Origin of the sequence: Candidatus Protofrankia californiensis (assembly GCF_900634765.1) — a bacterium.
GTDB classification, from domain to species: domain Bacteria; phylum Actinomycetota; class Actinomycetes; order Frankiales; family Frankiaceae; genus Protofrankia; species Protofrankia californiensis.
Window position 1 is genome coordinate 5,173 of the sequence record NZ_CAAAFT010000091.1, and the last position, 2,170, is coordinate 7,342.

The window sequence follows — 2,170 nt, forward strand, 5'->3', positions numbered from 1 at the left end:
CTCCGATCTGCCCGATCCGACCCACCGATCCGACCCACCGATCCGACCCACCGATCCGACCCACCGATCCGACCTGTCAGCTCTGGCGGCGCGGGCAGGGCCGGCTCAGCCCTCGGACAGCGCTGCCGGCGGGGCCGTCGTGAGCACCGGATCCGGATCCGATGCCAGGTCCGCTGCCGTGTCGAGTGCCGCCCGGAGAGCGGCCGACAGCACGTCCACGTCGGCGAGGTCGATGACCAGCGGCGGGCAGAAGGCAAGGGTCGACGTGCCGATCGGACGGACGATGACGCCGTGGGCGAGCATGCGGTTACGGGTCGCGGTGGCGTCCAGTCCGCTCGGCAGGTCGACCGCCCACATGGCGCCGCAGCCGCGGACGTCGGTGAGACCGTGCGTCCTCGCGACCGAGCGCAGCCCGGCCGCGAGGCGGTCACCTATCGCCGGTGCCCGGTCGATCAGGCCCTCGGACTCCAGCAGGCCGATGTTGGCAAGGGCGGCGGCGCACGCCGCCGGATGCCCCGCATAGGTGCCGCCGTGGCGCAGCAGCACGGCCGGGCGGTTGAGCGGTTCGTGTACGGCGGGACCGACGAGCACTCCGCCCAGCGGTTGGTAGCCGCTGGTGACAGCCTTGGCAAAAGTGACGATGTCGGGCCGAACACCGAAGTGGCCCGCGCCGAACCAGCCTCCCAATCGGCCGAATCCGGTGATCACCTCGTCGAGGATCAGGAACGCGCCGTGACGGTCGCACAGGTCACGCAGCCCGGTGAGGTAACCCGGACGCGGGGGATGGACGCCACCGGCGCCGATCACAGGCTCGGCGATCACCGCGGCGACCCGGCCGTGGTTGCCGTCCATCACCGCGCTCACCGCGTCCAGGTCATCCTTGCCGACCTGGACGATGTCGCCGACACCCGGGCCGAATCCGTCCCGGTTGGCCGGAAGGCCGGTCAGGCTCATCCCGCCGTAGGTGACGCCGTGGTAGCTCGGGGAGCGACTGATGATGATCGTCCGCTCCGGCTCGCCGGCGACGGCATGCGCAAGACGGGCGATCTTCATGGCGCTGTCCACCGCCTCGGACCCGCCGTTGGTGAGGAAGACCCGGGCCCGCGGCATGGGTGCGAGTGCGGCGAGCCGTTCGGCGAGTGCCTCGGCCGGGGCGTTGGTGAACCGTTCGAAGAGGTGGAACGCGTCCAGCTTCCGCAGTTGCGCCGCAACCGCTTCGATGATCTCTTCGCGACCGTGTCCGACCGCGCAGTACCACAGGCCTGCCATGCCGTCGATGTAGCGACGGCCGGAGTCGTCCGTGACGTACGCGCCCTTGCCGGAGACGATCCGGATGAACGAGTCCGCGGGCGCCGCCGGACGTGCGAACGGGTGCAGCAGCGGCCCCGGTTTCGCCGGTTCCCGCACTGCGGGGTGCGGCTGGGCGGGGTGCGATTGTGCGGAGTGCTGCGCGGGTGCGGGGTGTGGCATGGAGGCAAGTACCGCACGTCCCAGGCACTGTCGCAACAGCCTTGACGGTACACACGTGCCTTGCCGGTGCGTATGCGCCGGATGCATATGCGCTGGGCGTATGCGTGCGGCGGCCTGGTCCGGTCAGCGTGCGCCCCAGGTGAAGGCCTGCTTCACCAGGCGCAGGTAGACGAACGTCTCTGTCTCCCGCACCTGCGGCAGGGCGCGGATGCGATCGTTGATCAGCGAAAGCAGGTGCTCGTCGTCCTCGGCGACGATTTCCAGGATCAGGTCGAACGAGCCCGCGGTGAGCACCACGTAATCGACCTCGGGCAGCGCCGCGATGGCGTCCGCCACTTCCCGGGTGTCACCGGACACTCTGACGCCGATCATGGCTTCGCGCTGGAATCCGACGCGTAGCGGATCGGTGACCGCGACGATCTGCACGATTCCGGCGTCCAGCATCCGCTGGACCCGCTGGCGGACCGCGGCTTCGGACAGGCCCACCGCTGTGGCCATGGCCGCATACGACCGCCGGCCGTCCCGCTGGAGCTGTTCGATGATCGCTTTGTTGACGTCGTCCAGGAGGGGTTCCGGCGCCATCCGCGCACTGCTTGCCTTACGTGGTTGGGACAACGTCCTCCTTATCGGGTAAGGATGAACCAGGAGTAATCGTGATTTGGTCTGCTGGATGCACCCGAAGGTAATCGTAAGCCTGCCG

The 2,170-nt window shown here is 69.2% G+C and carries 2 protein-coding genes; both read right to left on the minus strand.

Going from position 1 to position 2,170, the window contains the following annotated elements:
• Positions 1 to 105: 105 nt before the first annotated feature.
• The gene (locus DD1DGNOD_RS05400; protein ID WP_131769585.1) at positions 106 to 1,470 is read right to left on the minus strand and encodes an aspartate aminotransferase family protein; all 1,365 of its coding nucleotides are present in this window, start codon (positions 1,468 to 1,470) and stop codon (positions 106 to 108) included.
• Between the two features lie 123 nt (positions 1,471 to 1,593).
• A complete protein-coding gene (locus DD1DGNOD_RS05405) occupies positions 1,594 to 2,052 on the minus strand; it encodes an Lrp/AsnC family transcriptional regulator (RefSeq protein ID WP_131765536.1) in 459 nt (152 codons plus the stop codon).
• Between the last annotated feature and the right edge of the window lie 118 nt (positions 2,053 to 2,170).